16 protein-coding genes are annotated in these 20,444 nt (G+C 71.6%); 2 read left to right on the forward strand and 14 right to left on the reverse strand.

Annotated elements, in window-relative coordinates:
- The 8 genes from WN71_RS43445 to betA all read right to left on the reverse strand — a co-directional run.
- Window positions 1-559: sarcosine oxidase subunit delta (locus tag WN71_RS43445; protein WP_420856496.1), on the reverse strand; the 559-nt coding region annotated here is incomplete at its 3' end.
- 25 nt (window positions 560-584) lie between these two features.
- Window positions 585-1,817 carry a sarcosine oxidase subunit beta family protein gene (locus tag WN71_RS13370; RefSeq protein ID WP_046586160.1) on the reverse strand — a complete coding sequence of 411 codons (1,233 nt, stop codon included), beginning with the start codon at window positions 1,815-1,817 and terminating at the stop codon, window positions 585-587.
- Window positions 1,818-1,918: 101 nt separating this feature from the next.
- Entirely contained in the window at window positions 1,919-4,357 is a 2,439-nt protein-coding gene (locus tag WN71_RS13375) for a GcvT family protein (RefSeq protein WP_046586163.1), read from the reverse strand.
- Between the two features lie 258 nt (window positions 4,358-4,615).
- Window positions 4,616-5,581 (reverse strand): ABC transporter substrate-binding protein, encoded by a 966-nt coding sequence (locus WN71_RS13380; RefSeq protein WP_046586164.1) that lies wholly within the window; start codon window positions 5,579-5,581, stop codon window positions 4,616-4,618.
- A gap of 11 nt (window positions 5,582-5,592) precedes the next feature.
- Entirely contained in the window at window positions 5,593-7,569 is a 1,977-nt protein-coding gene (locus WN71_RS13385) for an ABC transporter permease (RefSeq protein WP_046586166.1), read from the reverse strand.
- A complete protein-coding gene (locus WN71_RS13390) occupies window positions 7,569-8,660 on the reverse strand; it encodes a quaternary amine ABC transporter ATP-binding protein (RefSeq protein WP_046586168.1) in 1,092 nt (363 codons plus the stop codon). Before WN71_RS13390 ends, WN71_RS13385 begins: the two co-directional genes overlap by 1 nt.
- 20 nt (window positions 8,661-8,680) lie before the next feature.
- Window positions 8,681-10,150 carry an aldehyde dehydrogenase family protein gene (locus tag WN71_RS13395; protein WP_046586172.1) on the reverse strand — a complete coding sequence of 490 codons (1,470 nt, stop codon included), beginning with the start codon at window positions 10,148-10,150 and terminating at the stop codon, window positions 8,681-8,683.
- Between the two features lie 97 nt (window positions 10,151-10,247).
- Window positions 10,248-11,918 (reverse strand): choline dehydrogenase, encoded by a 1,671-nt coding sequence (betA, locus tag WN71_RS13400; RefSeq protein WP_046586174.1) that lies wholly within the window; start codon window positions 11,916-11,918, stop codon window positions 10,248-10,250.
- 233 nt (window positions 11,919-12,151) lie between these two features.
- Here betA and WN71_RS13405 point away from each other — a divergent pair, with 233 nt between their 5' ends.
- Complete coding sequence (locus WN71_RS13405; protein WP_046586175.1) at window positions 12,152-12,949, forward strand: IclR family transcriptional regulator; 798 nt, start codon at window positions 12,152-12,154, stop codon at window positions 12,947-12,949.
- A gap of 82 nt (window positions 12,950-13,031) precedes the next feature.
- Here WN71_RS13405 and WN71_RS13410 read toward each other — a convergent pair whose 3' ends face one another.
- From WN71_RS13410 to WN71_RS13435, 6 genes are all read right to left on the reverse strand, one after another.
- The gene (locus WN71_RS13410) at window positions 13,032-14,165 is read right to left on the reverse strand and encodes an aromatic ring-hydroxylating oxygenase subunit alpha (protein WP_046586177.1); all 1,134 of its coding nucleotides are present in this window, start codon (window positions 14,163-14,165) and stop codon (window positions 13,032-13,034) included.
- A gap of 29 nt (window positions 14,166-14,194) precedes the next feature.
- Complete coding sequence (locus tag WN71_RS13415) at window positions 14,195-15,358, reverse strand: NAD(P)/FAD-dependent oxidoreductase (protein WP_052743058.1); 1,164 nt, start codon at window positions 15,356-15,358, stop codon at window positions 14,195-14,197.
- Complete coding sequence (locus tag WN71_RS13420; protein ID WP_046586182.1) at window positions 15,355-15,717, reverse strand: bifunctional 3-phenylpropionate/cinnamic acid dioxygenase ferredoxin subunit; 363 nt, start codon at window positions 15,715-15,717, stop codon at window positions 15,355-15,357. Before WN71_RS13420 ends, WN71_RS13415 begins: the two co-directional genes overlap by 4 nt.
- 205 nt (window positions 15,718-15,922) lie before the next feature.
- Entirely contained in the window at window positions 15,923-16,831 is a 909-nt protein-coding gene (locus WN71_RS13425; protein WP_046586184.1) for a glycoside hydrolase family 16 protein, read from the reverse strand.
- A gap of 125 nt (window positions 16,832-16,956) precedes the next feature.
- On the reverse strand, window positions 16,957-17,586 hold the full coding sequence (locus WN71_RS13430; protein ID WP_046586186.1) for a hypothetical protein: 630 nt from the start codon (window positions 17,584-17,586) through the stop codon (window positions 16,957-16,959).
- A 212-nt stretch (window positions 17,587-17,798) separates the two neighbouring features.
- Complete coding sequence (locus WN71_RS13435; protein ID WP_206300069.1) at window positions 17,799-19,271, reverse strand: amino acid permease; 1,473 nt, start codon at window positions 19,269-19,271, stop codon at window positions 17,799-17,801.
- A 350-nt stretch (window positions 19,272-19,621) separates the two neighbouring features.
- On the opposite strand from WN71_RS13435, the gene WN71_RS13440 reads away from it, so the two are divergent.
- Entirely contained in the window at window positions 19,622-20,365 is a 744-nt protein-coding gene (locus tag WN71_RS13440; protein ID WP_046586188.1) for a FadR/GntR family transcriptional regulator, read from the forward strand.
- The last annotated feature ends 79 nt before the right edge of the window (window positions 20,366-20,444 follow it).

Consider the following 20,444-nt stretch of genomic DNA (forward strand, 5'->3'; position numbering starts at 1 on the left):
GGGCTGAGGATGGGGATGGGGCTGGGGATGAGGCTGGGGACGGTTGCGGATTCCGGGCGGTGGGCGTCGTCCTCGGGACGAGTTCCGCCTCGGGCTCCGGCGCGGGGGCGGGTGGCACAGAGGGTACGGGCGGCACAGGGGGCACGGGCGGCACAGAGGGCACGGGCGGCACAGGGGACACGGGCGGCACAGGGGACACGGAGGGCACAGGCGGCACGGGGGGCACAGGCGGCACGGGCCGACGACCGTCCGAGCCACCGGATGCCGCCCCCTGGGAACCCTCCCCCGCCTCCGGCGCCCGCTCCCCCACCCGGTACACGCCGAGGATCTCGTTCGTCGCCGTGTTCCGGACCGCGTTGAACCACCGTCGGCAGCCCGCCGCGTGGCTCCAGCGTTCGGCGAAGGCGCCTTTCGGGTTCGCGCGGAAGAACAGGTACCGCGCCCACTCCGCGTCGCTGAGGGCCGCCGGGTCGGCCGGGTGGGCGAGGTGCGCCTGGCCGCCGTAGTGGAACTCGGACTCGTTGCGCGGGCCGCACCACGGGCAGGGGATGAGCAGCATGTCGGTCGGCTCCCTCGAAGATGCCTCAGTGGGCGACGGCGGCCGCGCCGTGCTCGTCGACGAGCGCGCCGGTGACGAAGCGGTCGAGCGCGAAGGGGGCGCTCAGGGCGTGCGGGGTGTCGTGCGCGACGGTGTGCGCGTAGACCTGGCCGATGCCGGGTGTGGCCTTGAAACCGCCGGTGCCCCAGCCGCAGTTGAGATAGAGCCCGGGGACCGGGGTGAGACCGACGATCGGGGAGGCGTCGGGACTGACGTCGACGATGCCGCCCCAGGTGCGCAGCACGTGGGCACGGGCGAAGACGGGGAACAGCTCCAGCGCGGCGGCCATCTGCGCCTCGATGACGTGGAACGCGCCCCGCTGGGTGTAGGAGTTGTACGCGTCGATGCCCGCGCCCATGACCAGTTCGCCCTTGTGCGCCTGGCTGACGTACACGTGGACGGCGTTGGACATCACGACCGTGGGGTGGACGGGTTCCAGCAGTTCGGAGACGAGGGCCTGCAACGGGTGGCTCTGCAAGGGAAGTTCGATGCCCGCCAGGGCGGCGAGGACGGAGGTGTGTCCGGCCGCGCACAGGGCGACCCGGCCCGCGGCGATCGGGCCGCGGGTGGTGCGGACGCCGGTCACCCGGCCGTTCGTGATGTCGAGGCCGGTGACCTCGCAGTTCTGGACGAGGTCGATGCCGGCCGCGTCTGCGGAGCGGGCGAACGCCCAGGCGACGTGGTCGTGTTTGGCGATCCCGGCGCGCGGCTGCCAGGTCGCGCCGTGCACCGGGTGGCGCACGTCGGGTGAGACGTCGACGATCGGGCAGACCTCCTTGACCTGCGCGGGGTCGAGCCATTCGGCGTCCACCCCGTTGAGGCGGTTGGCCTCGACGCGGCGCACGCCGTCGCGGACGTCCTGGAGGCTGTGCGCGAGGTTCAGCACGCCGCGCTGCGAGAAGAGGATCGGGTAGTCGAGCTCGTCCTCCAGCCCTTCCCACAGCTTCAGGGCGTGCTCGTAGATCCCGGCGCTCTCGTCCCACAGGTAGTTGGAGCGGATGATCGTGGTGTTGCGGGCCATGTTGCCGCCCGCGAGCCAGCCCCTCTCCAGCACGGCGACGTCGGTGATGCCGTGGTCGCGCGCCAGGTAGTGGGCGGTCGCGAGACCGTGCCCGCCACCGCCGACGATCACGACGTCGTACGACCGTTTCGGCTCCGGGTCGCGCCAGAGGTGATCGGGGTGGGCGGGCAGGTCGGCGCCGGGGGTGCGGGGGCTCATCGGGCGTCTCCTGGTGGACCGGGGGCGGATCGGTGCGACGGCGAGGAGGTCGGTGGATCGGGGGACGACCGCGCAGCGGAACGGTGGACGGCAGAACGGGTTCAGCCGCGCAGGCGGGTCATGGCCGGGTCGAAGAGGGGCTCCCGCGCCGTGACGGCCTCGACGCGCCGGTCGAAGTAGCCGATGCGCAGGGTCGTTCCGGGGGCGGACAGTTCGGTGGGCAGCCAGGCGTAGGCGATGCCCTTGCCGACGGTGTGGCCGTAGGCCGCGCTGGTGACGTGGCCGACGGCGCGTTCGCCGTCGTAGACCGGTTCCTTGCCCATCACGACGGCGCGCGGGTCGTCGATCGTGAGGCAGGTCAACGTGCGGCGCACGTCGGCCCGGCGGCGTTCCAGGGCCGCGCGGCCGATGAAATCGCCCTTGTCCGGGCGGACGGCGAAGCCGAGTCCGGCCTCGTAGGGGTCGTGTTCGTAGGTCATGTCGGTGCCGAAGGAGCGGTAACCCTTCTCCAGGCGCAGGCTGTTGAAGGCGCCGCGGCCCGCGAGGACGCCGCCGTGCGGCTCAGCCGCGGCCCACAGGGTGTCCCACAGCTTCAGTCCGAGGTCGGCGGTGGTGTACAGCTCCCAGCCCGACTCGCCCACGTAGGACAGGCGAAGGGCGGTGACGGGAACGGCGCCGATGTACGTGCGGCGGGCCCGGAAGTACTTCAGTCCCTCGTTGGAGAAGTCGTCGTCGGTGAGGGGTTGCAGGACGGCGCGGGCGAGCGGGCCCCACAGGCCGATGCAGCAGGTGCCGGGGGTGATGTCGCGGGCCTGGACCGTGCCGTCGGCGGGCAGGTGGCGGGTGAGCCAGTCCAGGTCGAGGGGTCCGTTGGCGCCGATCTGGAAGTGGTCGCGGGCCAGCCGGGCCACGGTGATGTCGCTGCGGATGCCGCCGTCGTGGTCGAGGAGCAGGGTGTAGGTCACCGAGCCCACGGACTTGTCGACCTTGCCGGTGACCATGCGTTCGAGGAAGGCGGCCGCGCCCGGGCCGGTGACCTCCAGGCGTTTGAGGGCCGTCATGTCGTACAGGGCGACGCTCTCGCGGGTCGCCAGCGCCTCGGCTCCGACGACGGGTGACCAGTTGCGGGCGGCCCACTCGTCGGGGACGGGGATCGAACGCCCCTCCACCAGAGGCGCGTTGGCTTCGTACCACTGCGGGCGCTCCCAGCCGTTCGCCTCGTGGAAGACCGCTCCGTGCGCCGACTGGCGCGGGTGGAAGGGGCTGGTGCGGATCGGGCGGGGTGCGCCGGTCTGCTCCAGGGGGTGGAGGATGTCGTACACCTCGACGAACGCCTGGCAGTCGCGGGCGAGCAGGTACTCGGGGGCCAGTTGGTGCGGCTCGAAGCGGTTGACGTCGCATTCGTGCAGGTCGAAAGAGGAGCAGTGGCCGTCGACCAGCCATTCGGCGACGGCCCGGCCGACGCCCGCGGAGTGGGTGACCCAGACCGCCTCGGCGACCCAGAAGCCCTTCACGTCCGGGGATTCGCCGAGCAGCGGGAAGCCGTCGGGGGTGAAGGAGAACAGGCCGTTGATGCCGTCCTCGATCTCGGCCTCGCGGGTCGCGGGCAGCAGTGAACGGGTCTCGGCCCAGGCGGGGTCGAAGTCGTCGGGGGTGAACTTCAGCACGGACGGCATCCGTTCGGCCTCGGCGAGAGCGGGGATGTCGTCGGCGGGGACCGGCATCGGAGGGTGGCCGTAGAAGCCGACGCCGAGGGTGTCGTAGCGGTCGCGGTAGTAGAGGTCGGCGTCCTGGTGGCGCAGGATCGGGCGGACGGCCTCCTCGGTCTGCCCGGCGAGGGCGGGGACCGGCCCGGTCCAGGCGAGTTGGTGGGCGAGCGGGGTGAGGGGCAGTCTCATACCGGCCATGCGGGCGATGCGCGGGCCCCAGATGCCGGCGCAGCAGACGACGATGTCGGCAGGTATCTCGCCCCGGTCGGTGACCACCGCGCCGACCCGGCCGTCGGCCTGGCGGATGTCGCGCACCTCGTGGCGGGCGAGCAGGCGCACGCCCCGCGCCTCGGCCCGGCGCAGCTGTGCCTGGACGGCGAGGACCGCCTTGGCGATGCCGTCGGTGGGGACGAGGAGGCCGCCGAGGACGCGGGCGGGGTCGAGGAGAGGGTGCCGGGCGACGCACTCCTCGGCGGTGATCACGCGTGCCTCGACGCCCCAGGCGGTGATCCAGCCGTGGCGGCGGTGGAGTTCGGCGAGCCGTTCCGGGGTCGTGGCCACTTCGAGGCCGCCGACCTGGAGGAAGCAGGGTTCGCCGGCGACGTCGAGGGAGCGGAACTTCTCGACGGTGTAGCGGGCCATGTGGGTCATGGTCCTGGAGGGGTTGGTCTGGAAGACCAGGCCGGGGGCGTGGGAGGAGGAGCCGCCGGTGGCCGGGAGGTCGCCCTGGTCGACCACGGTCACGTCGGTCCAGCCGCGTGCGGAGAGCTCGTCGGCGAGGGCCGCGCCCACGACGCCCGCTCCGATGATGACCACTCGGGGTCCCGCCATCGCCCGACCTCCGGACTCGCATCGAGTTCTTCCGTTGCCGTGAGCGCAACGTGCTTCAGGCTGCGCAACTCAATGTGCCGTCGGGGCCAGGGGGTGTCAAGGGTGCGCCGGCCGGGGGTGGCAGGGGTGCGCCGACCTGGGTTGGCAAGGGTGCGCCGACGGGGGCGACCGGGTCCTGAAGCGGCCAACGCCCGGTGGGCGGCGCGCACTTGGGCGCGCCGCCTGCCGGGCGTGAGCTGGTCCTGCCGGAAGCGGCGGCTACTTGAGCCAGGCGTCCACCTTCGCGCGGTTGGCGTCGACCCACTTCTTCGCCGCCTCGTCGTCCGAGAGCTTGTCCTGGGCGATGTACTTGGCGACCGTGTTCTGGTCGTCGTTGGTCCAGTTGAAGTTCTTCACCAGCTTGTAGGCGGGGCTGCCCGACGCGGCGAACTTGGCGCTGACGACCTTGTCGAGGTCGTAGACCGGGTAGTCGCAGGCGATCTTCGACGCGACGGCGTCGCAGCCCGTTTTGTACGTCGGCAGGGTGACCTTCTTCAGCGGGACCTCGGAGAGGAACCACTGGGGTTCGTAGAAGTAGCCGATGACCCACGTCTTGTTCTTCTCGGCGGTGCGGAACGCCTGGATGAGGGCGGTCTCGCTGCCCGCGTACACCACCTTGAAGTCGAGTTTCAGGTTCTTGACCAGGGCCTCGTCGTTGGTGACGTACGACGGGTCGCCGTCGAGGAGTTGGCCCTTGCCGCCGGACTCGGAGGTCTTGAACTTCGAGGCGTACTTGTCGAGGTTCTTCCAGTCGAGGATGTCGGGGTGGGCCTTCGCCAGCCATGGCGGCACGTACCAGCCGATGATGCCCTTGTTGCCGGTCTGTCCGGCCTCGGCGGCCACCTTCTGCTGGGTGATGTACTTCTTCTTGAGGTCGTCGTGGCCCCAGTTCTCCAGGATGGCGTCCACCTCGCCGGTGCCGAAGCCCTGCCAGGCGATCTCCTCCTTGAGGTCCTTCTTCTTCACCGTGCAGCCGAGGTCGTGCTCCGCCACGTAGGCGACGACAGCGGCGTCCGCCTCGTAGCCGACCCAGGGGTTGACGGCGAGGTTGAAGGTGCCGCACGTGCCCGCGCTCGCGGTCTTGCCGGACGACGAGTCGTCGCCGACCTTCGCGCCGCCGCAGGCGGTGAGGGTGAGTGTCAGGACGGCCGTACAGGCCGCGCCGATCCGCCAGTGTGCTGACATCGTCCTGCTCCTTATGCCCGGGTGCGTCGCGCCGCAGCCTGTGTGATCCGGTCGAACATGACTCCGAGCAGTACGATGGCGAGTCCCGCCGCCAGCCCCTTTCCGTACAGCTCGCCCTGCGAGAACCCGGCCACGACGTCGTAGCCGAGGGCGCCGGCCCCTACCAGGCCGCCCACCACAACCATCGACAGCACGTAGATCAGGCCCTGGTTGGTCGCGAGTGTCAGGGCGCCGCGTGCCATCGGCAGCTGGACCTTGGTGATGATCTGCCAGGTACTTGATCCGGCGGAGGTGGCGGCCTCCACGGTGGACTCGGGCACCTGGCGCACCCCGTCCGCGATGATCTTGACGGCGACGGGCGCGGCGTAGACGACGGCCGCGACGATCGCGGTGAAGCGGGTGGCGCCGAACAGCGCGAGGAACGGCACGAGATAGACGAACGGCGGCATGACCTGGGCCGCGTCCAGGGTGGGCCGCACCAGCCGGTCCACCAGCGCGCTGCGTCCCATCCATACGCCGACGGCGACGCCGATCAGCATCACGAGCGCGGTGGCGACGGCCGTGGAGGCGAGGGTCGTCATGGCGTCCGACCACACGCCGGTGCCGACGAGCAGGCCCACGCAGACGGCGGCGGTCACCGCGGCGCGCAGGCCGCCGAGCACGGCGCCGAGCGCGACGAGGACGGTGCCGACGAGCCACCAGGGCGAGTCGGTGAGCAGGGTCTGGAAGGGGTTGAGCAGTCCGTCGGTGACGACGTCGCGGACGGTGTTGGTGAGTCCCGACAGATGGTCCTGGAGCCAGGCGGTCACGGTGTCGGCGGCGCTCGCGATGTGGTGGCCCGTGGCGCCGTCCCCGGGGAACTCGGCCGCCCAGACGTAGGTGTGGGAGAGGTACACGAGGACGGCGGCGGCGACCGCGCCCGCGGCGAGGAGCGGGCGGCGCCAGGCGCGCGGCCGGGGGCCGGCACCGCGGGCGGTCTCCGCGCGCGCGGCGGCCGCCGTCGTCACGCGGTCGAGGACGATCGCCATGACGACGATGGCGAGTCCCGCGTTGAAGGCGGTGCCCACGTCGAGGGACTGGAGGGCCTGGACGACCGTCTTGCCGAGGCCGGGCGCGTCGATCAGCGCGGCGATCGTCACCATGGCGAGGGCGGCCATGATGGTCTGGTTGACGCCCATGACGACGGTCCGCTTCGACATCGGCAGCAGCACCTTCAGCAGTTGCTGGGTGCGGGTGGCACCCATCGACTCGGCTGCCTCGACGCTGACGCGCGGTACGGAGCGCAGCGCGTGGGCGGTGATGCGGATCGCGGGCGGCGCCGCGTAGATCACCGTCGTGATGGTGGCGGAGGCGCCGCCGATGAGGAAGAACAGGGTCAGCGGCGCGAGGTACACGAACGTCGGCAGCGTCTGCATGAAGTCGAGGAACGGCGTGACGATCCCGCCCACCCGGTCGGACAGGCCTGCCCAGACGCCGATCGGGATGCCGATCAGCAGGGCCACGAGGACCGCCGAGAGCGTCAGCGCCAGGGTGTCCATGCTCTCCTGCCACAGTCCCTGGAGGCCGAAGAAGGTGAACCCGGCGACGGCGAGCAGCGCGACCCGCCCGTTGCCGAGGGCCCAGGCGGCGTACCCGGTGAGACCGACCACGCCGAGCCAGCCGATCTGCGGGACCGGACGGCCGCCGGTGGGCTGGGAGATGAGCCCCTGCACGAATGTGACCAGGTGGTCGATGACGAGCCGGATCTCGTTGAAGAAGTACAGGAACAGCGGGTTGGAGTTGCGGTGGGCGCCGATCGAGTCGTCGACGTCGTTGAGCCAGTGGTGCAGGGAGGTGAGGTCGGCCGCGGCGAGGGTGAGGGTCTGCCGGCCGCGCAGGGCGGCGAACAGCAGCAGCCACACGGCGACGATCGCGGCGACCGCCATGGGGCGGGTGATCCTGGTGCGGACGCGCGCGGCCGGTCCGGCCGCGTCGGCGGCGACGGCCATCACGCACCGCCCGGGTGCCCGGCGACGACGGAGAGGATCTCCTCGTCGCCCACGATGCCCAGCAGGTGTCCGCCCTCGACGACGCGGACGGGTTTCTCGGCGGCGAGGACGGCGCGGGTCGCCTCGCGTACGACGACGTCCGGGCCGAGCTCCGGGCCGTCGAGCGCGTCGCCCCCGGTGGCGGGCCGCATGATCCGGCGCAGCGTCAGCACGTCGGCGCGCGGCACGTCCTTCACGAAGTCGCGTACGTAGTCGTCGGCCGGGGCGCCGACGAGTTCGTCGCCGGTGCCGCACTGGACGGTGCGGCCGTCGCGCATGATGAGGATGCGGTCGCCGAGCTTGAGCGCCTCGGACAGGTCGTGGGTGATGAACACCATGGTCTTGCCGACCTCGCGGTGCAGCCGGATGACCTCGTTCTGCATGTCGCGGCGGATCAGTGGGTCGAGCGCGGAGAACGGCTCGTCGAAGAAGAGGACGTCCGGGTCGCCCGCCAACGCCCGTGCCAGGCCCACGCGTTGCTGCATACCGCCGGAGAGCTGGTCGGGGTAGGAGTGCTCGTAGCCCGCGAGGCCGACCAGTTCCACGACCTCCATGGCCCGCCGGCTGCGCTCGGCCCGGCCCATGCCGCGGATCTCCAGGCCGAAGGCGACGTTGTCCAGGACCTGCCGGTGCGGCAGCAGCCCGAAGTGCTGGAAGACCATGGAGAACTTGGAGCGGCGCAGCTCCCGCAGCCGCCCGGGGTCGGCGCCGGTGATGTCCTCGCCCTCGAAGACGACCTGGCCCGCGGTGGGTTCGATCAGCCGGGTCAGGCAGCGCACGAGGGTGGACTTGCCGGAGCCGGACAGGCCCATCACGACGAACACCTCGCCGGGCGACACGTCGAAGCCGACGTCGCGCACGGCCGCGGTGCAGCCGGTGCGCTCCATCAGCTCGCGGCGGCCGAGCCCCCGCAACTCCGCGGAGCCGGGGACCCGTTCGGCCTTCGGCCCGAACACCTTCCACAGCCCGCGCACGGAGACGACCGGGGTGGGGCCGCCGGGTTTCGGGGGTGAGTCGCGCCGCTCGGGCTCCTCGGTCTGGGCTTCGGCCACGATCGACCTCTTTTCGGCGTTCAGCCGCGGAACCAGTGCTGCGGCCGGGGTTGGATGTTCTGCCAGATGTGCTTCGGCTCCCGGTACTCGTCCAGGCCGGTCGGTCCCAGTTCCCGGCCCACGCCCGAGTGCCCGAAACCGCCCCATTCCGCCTGTGGCACATAGGGGTGGTAGTCGTTGATCCACACCGTGCCGTGGCGCAGCCGCCCGGCGACCCGCTGCGCCCGGCCCGCGTCCTGCGTCCACACGGCCCCGGCGAGACCGTAGTGCGTGTCGTTGGCGATGCGTACGGCGTCGTCCTCGTCGCGGAACGTCTCGACGGTCAGCACCGGCCCGAAGGACTCCTCGTGCACCACGCTCATGTCCTGGGTGCACGCGTCGAGCACGGTCGGCGGGTAGTAGAAGCCGCCCGCGAGGGCGGGGTCGGCGGGGCGTTCGCCGCCACAGCGCAGCATGGCGCCCTCGGCGATCCCGGCGACGACGTAGGACTCGACCTTCTCGCGGTGGCGGGCGGAGATCAGCGGGCCGGTCTCGGCGTCGGGGTCGAAGGGCCCGCCGAGCCGGATGCGGCGGGCTCTGCGCACGATCTCCTCGACCAGCGCGTCGTGCAGGCTGTCCTGCACGACGAGCCGGGCGCCGGCCGAGCAGACCTGCCCGGAGTGCAGGAACACGGCGGTCAGCGCGAAGTCGACGGCGGTGTCGAAGTCGGCGTCGGCGAAGACGACGTTGGGGTTCTTGCCGCCGAGTTCGAGGGCGACCTTCTTGACCGTCGCCGCGGCGGCGGCCATCACCTGCCGGCCGGTCGCGAGGCCGCCGGTGAAGGACACCATGTCCACCGCGGGGTGGGTGCACAGCGGCGCTCCCGCCGCCGGACCGGCGCCGAGGACGAGGTTCGCGGCCCCGGCGGGCAGTCCGGCCTCCGCCAGCGCCTTCATCGCGAGGACGGCGGTGGAGGGCGTGAGTTCGCTGGGCTTCAGCACGACGGTGTTCCCCGCGAGGAGGGCCGGGGCGAGCTTCCACGTGGCTTGCAGCAGCGGGTAGTTCCAGGGGGTGATCAGGGCGCAGACGCCGACCGGCTCGTACACGACGCGGCTGAGGGCGTCCGCGCGGCCGGTGTCGATCACCCGGCCGGCCGAGGTCGCGGCGATGCCGCCGTAGTAGCGCAGGCAGGCGACCGCGTCGGCGACGTCGTACTCGCTCTCGACGAGGCGTTTGCCGGTGTCGAGCGACTCGGCGCGCGCGAACTCCTTGGCGTCGCGCTCGACGATGTCGGCGGTGCGTAACAGCAGGTCGCCCCGCTCGCGTTCGGGGGTGCGCGGCCAGGGACCCGTGTCGAAGGCGCGGCGGGCGGCGGCGATCGCCGCCTCGGTGTCGGGGCGTGTCGCCTCGGCGGCCGTCGCGACGAGCGAGCCGTCCGCCGGGCAGCGGATCTCGCGGCGGCCGCCGGCCACCGGGGCGCGCCATGCCCCGTCCACGTACAGATTCGCCACGCGCGGAGCCCTCCGAGCGGAGTCGTTGCGGATTCGTTGCGCATCGTGCATCGGATTGCTTGTGGTGGAACACCCTGTCCGAGTGGCACGACCTACGTCAAGAGGCTTGGGTACGGGCCTGGTTGCGCCGGTAGTAGACCGCGCCGGAGGGCGCAGGCGGCTCGTTGCCGAGGATCAGGTCGGCGGCCTTCTCGGCGATCATCATGACGGGGGCGTAGATGTTTCCGTTGGTGACGTACGGCATCACCGAGGCGTCCACGACCCGCAGCCCGTCGAGTCCGTGCACCCGGAGGGTGAGCGGGTCGACGACCGCCATGGCGTCGGTGCCCATCTTGCAGGTGCACGACGGGTGCAGGGCCGTCTCCCCCTCCCTCGCGACCCACGCGAGGATCTCCTCGTCGCTCTCGACGGCCGGTCCGGGCGAGATCTCGCCGCCGTTGTACGGGGCGAGCGCGGGCTGTGCGAGGAGGGTGCGGGCGACACGGATCGCCTCGACCCACTCGCGCCGGTCCTGCTCGGTGGAGAGGTAGTTGAAGCGCAGGGCGGGGTGCTCGCGCGGGTCGGAGCTGCGGATCTTCACCGAGCCCCGGGCGTCGGAGTACATCGGGCCGACGTGCACCTGGTAGCCGTGGCCGCCCGCGGGGGCGGAGCCGTCGTAGCGCACCGCGAGCGGCAGGAAGTGGAACATCAGGTTGGGGTAGCCGACGTCGTCGTTGCTGCGGGCGAAGCCGCCCGCCTCGAAGTGGTTCGTCGCGCCGGGGCCCTTGCGGAAGAGCCATTGCAGCCCGATGAACGGGGCCCGCCACTTGGCCATGTACGGCTGCATGGAGACGGGCCGGGTGCACGCGTACTGCACGTACACCTCCAGATGGTCCTGGAGGTTCTCGCCGACCCCGGGCAGATCGTGTACGACGTCGACGCCGAGGGCGGCGAGTTCGGTGGCGTTGCCGACGCCGGAGAGCTGCAGCAGCTGGGGGGAGTTGACCGCGCCGCCGCACAGTACGACCTCTGCCGCCCGCACTTGACGGGGCGCGCCGCGCCCGCGCCGGTACTCGACACCCACGGCGCGGTCGCCCTCGAACAGGATCCGCTCGACGAACGCCCGTGTGACGACAGTCAGGTTGGGCCGCCCCCGCACCGGATCGAGGTAGGCCCTCGCCGCGGACAGGCGGCGGCCGCGGTGCAGGGTGCGGTCGAAGGGTGCGAAGCCCTCCTGGCGGTATCCGTTGACGTCGTCCGTACGGAACTGCCCCGCCTGCTCGACGGCTTCGAGGAAGGCGCCGAACAGCGGGTTGGTGGCGGGGCCGCGCTCCAGGACGAGCGGGCCGTCGTGCCCGCGGAACTCGTCGTCGGGGTCGGCCGCGAGACAGTTCTCCATGCGCCGGAAGTAGGGCAGGCAGTGCGCGTAGTCCCAGCTCTCCATGCCCGGATCGGCGGCCCAGCGTTCGTAGTCCAGCGGATTGCCGCGCTGGAAGATCATGCCGTTGATGCTGCTGGAGCCGCCCAGCACCTTGCCGCGCGCGTGGTAGATGCGGCGGCCGTTCATGTGCGGCTCGGGCTCGGACTCGTACTTCCAGTCGTAGAAGCGGTTGCCGATGGGGTGGGTCAGCGCCGCGGGCATGTGGATGAACACGTCCCACGGATAGTCGGAGCGGCCCGCCTCCAGGACCAGGACCCGGTTCCCCGGGTCCGCCGAGAGCCGCGCCGCCAGGGCGCAGCCCGCCGAACCGCCGCCGACGATGACGAAGTCGTGGTGCAGGGAAGCCATGGGCCCTCGTCTCGCTCGCTCGTCCCGCTCACTGGTGCCGTCGACGCGCGCGCAGTCGACAGGCGCCGTCGATCCTGGTCGTCACTTCGCGCAGCCGATACGCGACGCATGTTAGCGGGGTCGCGCCATGCGCACCAGGTTGCGGTACACGCAACTTGCCTTCGCCCTAAGGGGGTTCACATGTCGGGCGGGTTACTTGCGGAGGCGTTTTTTACTGCGCGTATAGTTTCGTCATGAGCAACGTGAGTCCGGATACCGAAACAGGCGGCTCGGCGGCGGGCGGGGTGCAGTCCGTCGACCGCGCCATCAGCGTCCTGGAGATCCTGGCCCAGCGCGGCGAGGCGGGCGTCAGCGAGGTGGCCGCCGAGATCGACGTGCACAAGTCGACCGCGTTCCGGCTGCTCGGCGCGCTGGAGGCCCGGGGCCTGGTGGAACAGGCGGGCGAACGCGGCAAGTACCGGCTCGGGTTCGGCATCGTGCGCCTGGCCGGGGCGGTGACCGGACGGATCGACCTCACCCAGCAGAGCCGCGTGGTGTGCGAGCGCCTCGCCGAGGAGATCGGCGAGACGGTCAACATCGCCGTGCTGCGGGAGCAGTTCGCGATCAATCTGTACCAGGTGCGCGGACCCGGCGCGGTGACCGCGCACAACTGGGTCGGCCAGCTCACCCCGTTGCACGCCACCAGCAGCGGCAAGATCATGCTCGCCCATCTCCCGGCGACGCGGCGTGCCGCGCTGCTCGCGGAGGCCGGGCTGAAGCGGATCACCCCGCGCACGATCACCGCGAAGGCGAGGCTGGAGCGGAACCTCGCCGACGCCCGCGAGCGCGGCTACGCCTGGACGCTGGAGGAGCTGGAGATCGGCCTGCACGCCATGGCCGCCCCCATCCGCGACCACACCGGCGAGGTCGTCGCCTCCGTGAGCGCGTCGGGACCCTCCTACCGGTTCACGGAGGAGCGGATGCACGAGCTCGCGCCGGTGCTGCTGAAGGGGGCGGACGAGATCAGCCACCGGATGGGGCATCTGGGCTGAGGCGGGGCGGGTCGACAGTCAGCCGACGCGGCAGGTCGACGGGACGGCCGGCGCCGAGCCTCCGCGCACCCGCACCACGGGGTCACATCGGCCGTTCCGTGCCGAGCCGCTCGCGCACCCAGGCGTGGAACGCTCCGATGTGATGCTCGCTGGGCACCAGCACCCCGCCATTGGCGTAAAGCCGTGAGCCCATGCCGGGCTGGGTCCGCTCGCAGGCCGCGAAGTCCTGCCGGTTGACCCGGTCGAAGAGTTCCACGGACCGGGTGAGGTCCTTGCCACCGTCCACCACCTCGGGCAGATAGAGCCAGTCGCACTCGACGGTCGTGCGGTCGGCCGCCACCGGGTACATCCGGTGCAGGATGACGTGGTCGGGCACGAGGTTGATGAAGACCTGCGGCTGGACGGTGATCGCGTAGTAGCGGCGGTCCTGTTCAGCGGAGACACCGGGGATGCGGTCGAGCCCCTCGGAGCCGTCGACGGTGAAACCCCGGATGTCCGCGCCGAACTCCGCGCCGTGCCCGACGTAGTACTGCGCCGCGTATCCGTCGGCGAACTCCGGCAGGACCTCGGTGAGTTCGGGATGGATGGTGGCGCAGTGGTAGCACTCCATGAAGTTCTCGACGATGAGCTTCCAGTTGGCACGCACGTCGTACACGATCCGCCGCCCCACCGTCAGACCGTCGATGCCGTAGCGCTCGATGGATTCGGCGTCGCCGAGCCGGGTGACCGCCGCGCCGACGACGTCCGCCTCGAAGGACGGCGGGTCCTCGGCGAGGCACACCCACACATAGCCGAGCCACTCCCGCACGGCGACGTCCACGAGGCCGTACTCGATCCGGCCCACGTCGGGCATCCGGGTGAGGTTGGGCGCCGCGATCAGCCGGCCGTCGAGGTCGTACGTCCAGGCGTGGTACGGGCATTGGAAGGCGCGCCGGACCTCGCCGCTGCGGTCGGTGCGCAGCCGGGCGCCGCGGTGGCGGCAGACGTTGAAGTATGCGCGCAGGGAGTGGTCGCGGGCCCGGGTGACGAGGATGCTCTCGCGGCCCACGTCGACGGTGCGGAAGGCACCGGGACGCGGGAGGTCCGCGGCGCGCGCGACGCAGAACCACATCTTCTCGAAGATGCGCTCCTGCTCCAGCGCGAACAGGGCCGGGTCGGTGTATGCGGCGCCGGGGAGGGTGGCGAGCAGGCTGGGCGGCAGGCTGGTCGAGGTCACGCGGCACTCCTGGAGAGACGTCGTGGATGTCAGATGCCGACCGCGGCGAGCTGCCGGCGCATACGCGTGAACGGCTTCGGCCGGTTCATGCCGAGCACCGCGACCGGGGCACCGGCGCGTCGGTACACGGCGAGGAAACTACGGTCGGCGAGGGCGCCCTCCTCGACCGTCACACCGTCCGCCGCGTCGGCGTGCCCGGCGAACTGGAGGCGTACGCCGTACTGATCGGACCAGAAGTACGGCGGACGGGGCACGGCCGGCAGGGACGCACCGCCCGCCAGGAGGGCGGCCACGGCGAGGTCGGGCCGTTCCAGCGCGCCGGTCCAGTGCTCGATCCGGCGATGGCCTCCCGCGTACGGGTCGTACCACTCGGCGCAGTCGCCGACCGCGGCCACCTCCGGGATGCCGGTGCGCCCGTCGGAGCCGCAGGTGACACCGTCACCGAGGGCGAGGCCCGAGCCGGCGAGCCACTCGACACAGGGCCGGGCGCCGATGCCGACCACAACGGTGTCCGCGGGCAGGGTGCGCCCGTCCGCCAGCCGCACGCCCTGGACGCGCCCCCGTCCGGTCAGGCCCCGCACGCCGGTTCCGCACAACAGGCGTACGCCATGGTCGGCATGGAGCTCGGCCACGACACGGGCCATGGCCTCGCCCAGCGGTCCGGCCAGCGGGACCGGGGCGGCCTCGACGAGCGTCACGTCGAGGCCGAGGGTGTAAGCGGTGGAAGCGACCTCGGCGCCGACGAACCCGGCACCGATCACCACCAGCCTTCCGCCCAGGGCGAGTTCGGCCCGCAGGGCGAGGGCGTCGTCCAGGGTGCGCAGTACGTGTACGCCGTCGAGGCCCTCGGTGCCCGGCAGGGTGCGGGCGGCGGCACCGGTGGCCACGACCACGCCGTCCGCCCGGAACTCCCGGCCGTCCGCCAGACGGACCGTCCGCGCACGGCCATCGAGCCCGGTGGCCCGCGTGCCCAGCACCCACTCGGCGGCCAGGTCCTCGTCGTCGTGCTCCAGCGCGAGATCCGCCTCGCTCGCCGTGCCCGCGAGGAACTCCTTGGACAACGGCGGCCTGTCGTAGGGGCGATGGGGCTCGTCACCGATGACGATCAGCCGGCCGTCGAAGCCGCGGGAGCGCAGGGCGCGGGCGGCCGAGAGGCCGGCCAGGGAGGCACCGACCACGGCGACGGTCCTCACGCGAGACCCCGGACGGGGCGCGAGGTCACGCAGGGCGACGGGCCGGGGGCCGCGGCCGACAGGCGGACGTAGACCGTCCCGTCCTCGACCACCACCTCGTGGGTACGGACCGGCAGTCGGGCGGGCGGGCCGCCGACGGCCCCGGTGCGCAGGTCGAACGTCGAGGCGTGCAGCGGGCATTCCACCGCGCAGCCCTCCAGCCAGCCGTCCGCGAGCGAGGCGTCCTGGTGGGTGCACGTGTCGTCGATGGCGAACAACTCGCCGTCCTCGGTGTGGAACACGGAGACCGGCGGTTCGATGTCGAGCCGGTGAGCTTCACCTCGCGGCAGATCCGCGAGACGGCACGCGGGAATCATCATGACACCTCGGTGCGTATGGCGAAACGGATTGCGACGAGCGCAACGCCAGTCTGGGGGCGCCCCGGAATCCTTGTCAAGGAGTCCAGGGGGCAGCACCAGGGCGGCGGCGATGAGCCGTCGAAAGCCGGCGCCGCGCGCTCAGAAGGCGGCGCGACAAGGGAGTTGAGCGGTGCACCGGGCAACCGGCGCGACGGGCCGGGCAGGGCTACTTCCAGCCGTACGCGTACGCCGCGACCCACGTGATGTCGAGCTCGGCGCTGCTGCCCGGCGCCGCGCCCGGCCCCTCCAGCGCGCTCTCGTTCTGGAGCACCCAGGACAGCGGCTGGTCCGCCACGCCGCGGGTGTCGGAGCCGATCTGCTTGCCGTCCACGAAGAACCGCACCTGCCCCGGCGTCCACTCGGTCGAGACGGTGTGCCACTGCGTCCAGTCGTCGGCGCCGGGGAAGTAGTCCTGGTCACCGCCGCCGCAGGGGTGCTGGAAGGCCGCGAAGCCGTCGTCCCAGTTGCCCTCGGGGAAGTCCGTCTCGCAGCCGTCGCCGTAGTGCAGCCACGCCGACTTGTAGCCGGTGGCGGGCTTCACGACGCGGATGCGGGCGCTGAACTTGCCGTACGCCATGTCCATCACCGCGCGCGGCAGCACGGCGGCGGAGTGGACGGGTCCGCCGTCGGCGGGGCGGAACATGCGGATGCGCATCACGCCGTCGCCGCTCGCGTCGGGGCCGACGCTGACGGTGTCCTCGGGGTGGTAGACGCCCCCGACGTCACGGCCGCGGTCGGTGGCGGTGTCCGGCCAACCCGTCGGGTAGGCCCACCAGTTGTCCCGGTAGCTGCCGGTCAGTCCGGCGCAGTACGCGCCGGAGGTCTCGGCGTCGTGGTCGCAGTCGCTGAACGAACCCAGCGGCACCGAATCGCCGTTGAAGTTCTCGGCGACCACCTGCCAGAACGGGCCGCAGTCGCCGCGCGGCATGGTCGTCGACGCGGTGCGGCAGGCATCCGCCGACACGGGCGCGCCGTCCGCCCGGGGAACCCCGAGCAGGACGGCGCAGAGCATGAGCCCGAGCGGCAGCAGCAGGCTGCGAGGACGGTGATGGCGCGGCGCCGCGTGCAGTCCCATCGGAACGCTCCTTCGCCCCGCCCGCACCCCCGCGGACGGAATGCTCTGCGCAGAGCAGCATCCTCACGCGAGAAGCAGACGCAACGCCATCCCCCGGGACCTACATGAGAAACGGCGTTCCTCATTCAGGGCAGGCGGGGAGTCGCGCTCGGCGCGGGCGCGGGTCCAGTCGCCGCCGTCGTGGGTCGCGCCGCCGAGAGCGCGCCCGGAGGCACGTACTTGGCCCGGCCCTTGAGATCGGTGATGCGCTCGTACCCGGCGGCTTCCAGGACCGCGGCTGCCCGCTCGCCTCGCCGCTTGGTCCTGGCCTGGTAGAGGGGAAGGACCACGAGAAGGGCGCCGATCCCGATGGTGCACCGTACCGCTACGTCGGAGCCGTCCCACATCAGGAAGAGCCGGGCCCACAGCAACAGGTAGAAAGGGACGAACACCGCGCTCTTACGGGGGTCCATGCCTCGGGCGCCCCACGCGTGCGCCAGTCGGGCGGCCATCAGTTCCACCTGGCCCTCGGAGACCGGCGGCAGGGGACCTTTCCGCCCTGCGTCGGGATAGCCTCTCCAGGTGAGCCTGGCGCGTTCCTGGGCTTCCGGGCTGTGGTCGGGCACCAGCCACATGAACCCGCTGTCCTGGACGCTCCCGTCGTAGTGATACCCGAAGTTCTCTGCCATCACGGCGCATTCGGCGCGGGCTCGGATGTTCAGGGCAAGAAAGCCGTAGAGCCGGATCGATTCGCCGCCGGCCGTCCGGCGGATCATTCTGCGTACCCTTCGCTGACCCATCAGCGATCGCCCCCTCTTCGCAACGAGATCATCGTTGCACTATGCATCCGGGCCAGGTAGCCACACATCCTGTGATCTGCCAGACATAGGAAAGACACAGGTCACGCGAGGCGTCCGACAGGTGCCGGAGCGACCAAAACGCGGCAGGCGCCGGGGAGTTCCGGTGCCTGCCGCGAAAGGACGACGGCTCAGGAGGCAGCCGCGCCATCGGTTGCCGGGGCCGTGGCGCGGGCCCGCCTCACCCGCTGTCGCACGAGGGACACGACGACCACCGCCGCCGCCACGGCCGTCGACAGGACCACCTGGTCGCGGCCACCGCCGTCTGCCGCGTCGGTGAGCATGTAGCCGAGGACGAAGGTGATCAGGCCGATGGCGGCCCACGTCAGGTACGGGTAGAGCCACATCCTGACGACGAGCTTCTCCGGCGTCTCGCGCTCGATGATCTTCCGCATCCGCAGCTGCGAGAAGCAGATCACCAGCCAGACGAACAGGGCTATCGCACCGGAGGAGTTGAGCAGGAACTGGAAGACGGTGTCCGGCCAGAGGTAGTTGAAGGCGACCGCGACGAAGCCGAACACGACCGAGGCGAGGATGGCGGTGCGCGGCACACCGCGTTCCGTCGTACGGCCGAAGGAGGCCGGCGCGTCGCTTCGGCGGCTGAGCGAGAACGCCATCCGCGAGGCCGTGTACAGGCCGGAGTTGAGGCAGGACAGCACCGCGGTCAGCACGACGGTGTTCATGATCTGCGCCGCGTGCGGGATGCCGATGGAGTCCAGCGCGGCGACGTACGAACCGTCCTTGAGGATGGCGGGGTCGTCCCAGCGCAGCAGCGACACGACGACGAAGATCGAGCCGAGGTAGAACACCGCGATCCGCCAGATCACGCTGTTGGTGGCCTTGGTGACCGCGCCGCGCGGGTCCGGGGACTCGCCGGCCGCGAGCGTCACGATCTCGCTGCCCATGAAGGAGAAGACCACCATCAGGACGCCGGTGAGGATCGCGCCCGGCCCGTTGGGCAGGAAGCCGCCGTGCGCGGTGAGGTTGGTGAAGCCCGTGGCCGCGTGGTCCGAGCCGGGGAGCACACCGAAGATCGCGAGCAGGCCCAGCACGATGAAGGCGCCGATCGCGACGACCTTGATCCCGGCGAACCAGAACTCGAACTCGCCGTAGGAGGCCACGGAGGCCAGGTTGCTGACGGTGAGGACGGTCATGACGATCAACGCCCAACCCCATTGCGGGACTCCGGGCATCCATCCGGCGAGGATCTTCGCTCCGGCGGTCGCCTCGACCGCGAGCACCACGACCCAGAAGAACCAGTACAGCCAGCCGATGGTGAACCCGGCCCAGCGGCCCAGCGCGCGGTCGGCGTAGGCGGAGAAGGAGCCGGAGGACGGGTTGGCCGCGGCCATCTCGCCCAGCATCCGCATCACAAGGACGACGAGCAGGCCGACGAGGGCGTAGGAGATGAGGATGCCGGGCCCGGCGGCGGCTATGCCGGAGCCGGAGCCGACGAACAGGCCTGCGCCGATCACGCCGCCGATCGCGATCATCGACAGGTGGCGGTTCTTGAGCCCGGCCTTCAGACCGGAACCCGCGTCGACACCGTCAACGTGGTCGGCGGTCGCCGGCTCATGGGCGGTCAGCGGGGGACGTGTGGTCATCTCGACATCCTGGAGGGGAGAGCGGACGTGGACATGCACCGGCGGGCAGGGCGGGATCGCCGCTCGAAGTCCGCCGGAGGGGGACGGCGAGGAAAATAGTTCACCTTGAACAGATAAACAAGAACCCCCTGCGCGCCACGACCGCCTCGCGGACGATCCGGCACTCCCGCGGCCCCGCGGCCGCGACTCCGGGCGGCTACCCGAGATCCCTCGCGCCACTCCCCGCGCTTCCCGGCACCTCATCCGCACAGGGCTTGTTTAAGTGTTCACCATGCTCTAATTTTCCGTCCATGCGCAACGGCGCGACATGGTCGCGAGAACCCCCCGCGGGCAGGCCCTAGGGTGGCTCCGTGGTGAACACTGCGGGCAAGTTCGGCCCCTACGACCCGCCGGGACCGTCCCGGCCCGCACCCGGCACCCCGGGACCCGACATCCGGGCCCTGACCGGCCGGGGCCAGACCGGATCGGAGCTGGTCCGCGCGCGGATCGCCCTACAGGTACGGCTGCGTTCGGTCGCGCCGGGAGACCGGCTGGCCGACGCCGGAGTCCTCGCCGAGGACCTCGGCATCAGCGAGATCACCGTGCGCCGCGCCCTGGAGGGCATGTGCCAGGACGGGCTGCTCGACCGCCGGCGCGGCCGCGCGGGCGGCACCTTCGTGGCCGTGGCCTGGGACAGCGTCGTCGCCGTCCTGCACGACACGGCGGAGGCGGCCTCGCTCGGCGCCTTCCATCAGCTGCTCGAATGCGGTCTGGTCGCCCGGAGCGCGGGCGAGATCCCGGCCGAGCGGCTCGGCGCGCTCACCTCCCTCGTCGACGAGACGGACCGCACCGACGATCCGCACCGGCTCGCGGAACTGGAGACCCGCTTCCACCTCGACCTCGCCGAGACCCTCGGCGGCGCGGGCGTCCGCGAACTCGCCGCCGACCTGCTCGGCCGGCTGTGCCTGCTGCTGCCGGCCCCGGCCGCGGAGACCGTCAGGGCCCGCAACCGCTGCCACGCCGACCTGCTCACCGAGCTCGCCCGCGGCGCCATGGACCCGGCCGTACGGGCGGTGAAAGCGCACCGGTCGGCGGCCGTGTCGGCGTCCGAATAAGCCCGCGGCGCCCTCCTTGTCACTGATCCCTCCTCACTTCCCCCACCTCGCTCCCCTCCCCTCTCCCCGCCACCTCACC

The sequence above is a fragment of the Streptomyces mangrovisoli genome (genome assembly GCF_000974985.2).
GTDB classification, from domain to species: Bacteria; Actinomycetota; Actinomycetes; order Streptomycetales; family Streptomycetaceae; genus Streptomyces; species Streptomyces mangrovisoli.

What these genes read in the sequence shown, in the direction of transcription:
- WN71_RS13370 (WP_046586160.1), bottom strand. Translation starts at nt 1,817, where the DNA reads ATGAGCCCCCGCACCCCCGGCGCCGACCTGCCCGCCCACCCCGATCAC.
- WN71_RS13375 (WP_046586163.1), bottom strand. Translation starts at nt 4,357, where the DNA reads ATGGCGGGACCCCGAGTGGTCATCATCGGAGCGGGCGTCGTGGGCGCG.
- WN71_RS13380 (WP_046586164.1), bottom strand. Translation starts at nt 5,581, where the DNA reads ATGTCAGCACACTGGCGGATCGGCGCGGCCTGTACGGCCGTCCTGACA.
- WN71_RS13385 (WP_046586166.1), bottom strand. Translation starts at nt 7,569, where the DNA reads ATGGCCGTCGCCGCCGACGCGGCCGGACCGGCCGCGCGCGTCCGCACC.
- betA (WP_046586174.1), bottom strand. Translation starts at nt 11,918, where the DNA reads ATGGCTTCCCTGCACCACGACTTCGTCATCGTCGGCGGCGGTTCGGCG.
- WN71_RS13405 (WP_046586175.1), top strand. Translation starts at nt 12,152, where the DNA reads ATGAGCAACGTGAGTCCGGATACCGAAACAGGCGGCTCGGCGGCGGGC.
- WN71_RS13420 (WP_046586182.1), bottom strand. Translation starts at nt 15,717, where the DNA reads ATGATGATTCCCGCGTGCCGTCTCGCGGATCTGCCGCGAGGTGAAGCT.
- WN71_RS13425 (WP_046586184.1), bottom strand. Translation starts at nt 16,831, where the DNA reads ATGGGACTGCACGCGGCGCCGCGCCATCACCGTCCTCGCAGCCTGCTG.
- WN71_RS13430 (WP_046586186.1), bottom strand. Translation starts at nt 17,586, where the DNA reads ATGATCCGCCGGACGGCCGGCGGCGAATCGATCCGGCTCTACGGCTTT.
- WN71_RS13435 (WP_206300069.1), bottom strand. Translation starts at nt 19,271, where the DNA reads ATGACCACACGTCCCCCGCTGACCGCCCATGAGCCGGCGACCGCCGAC.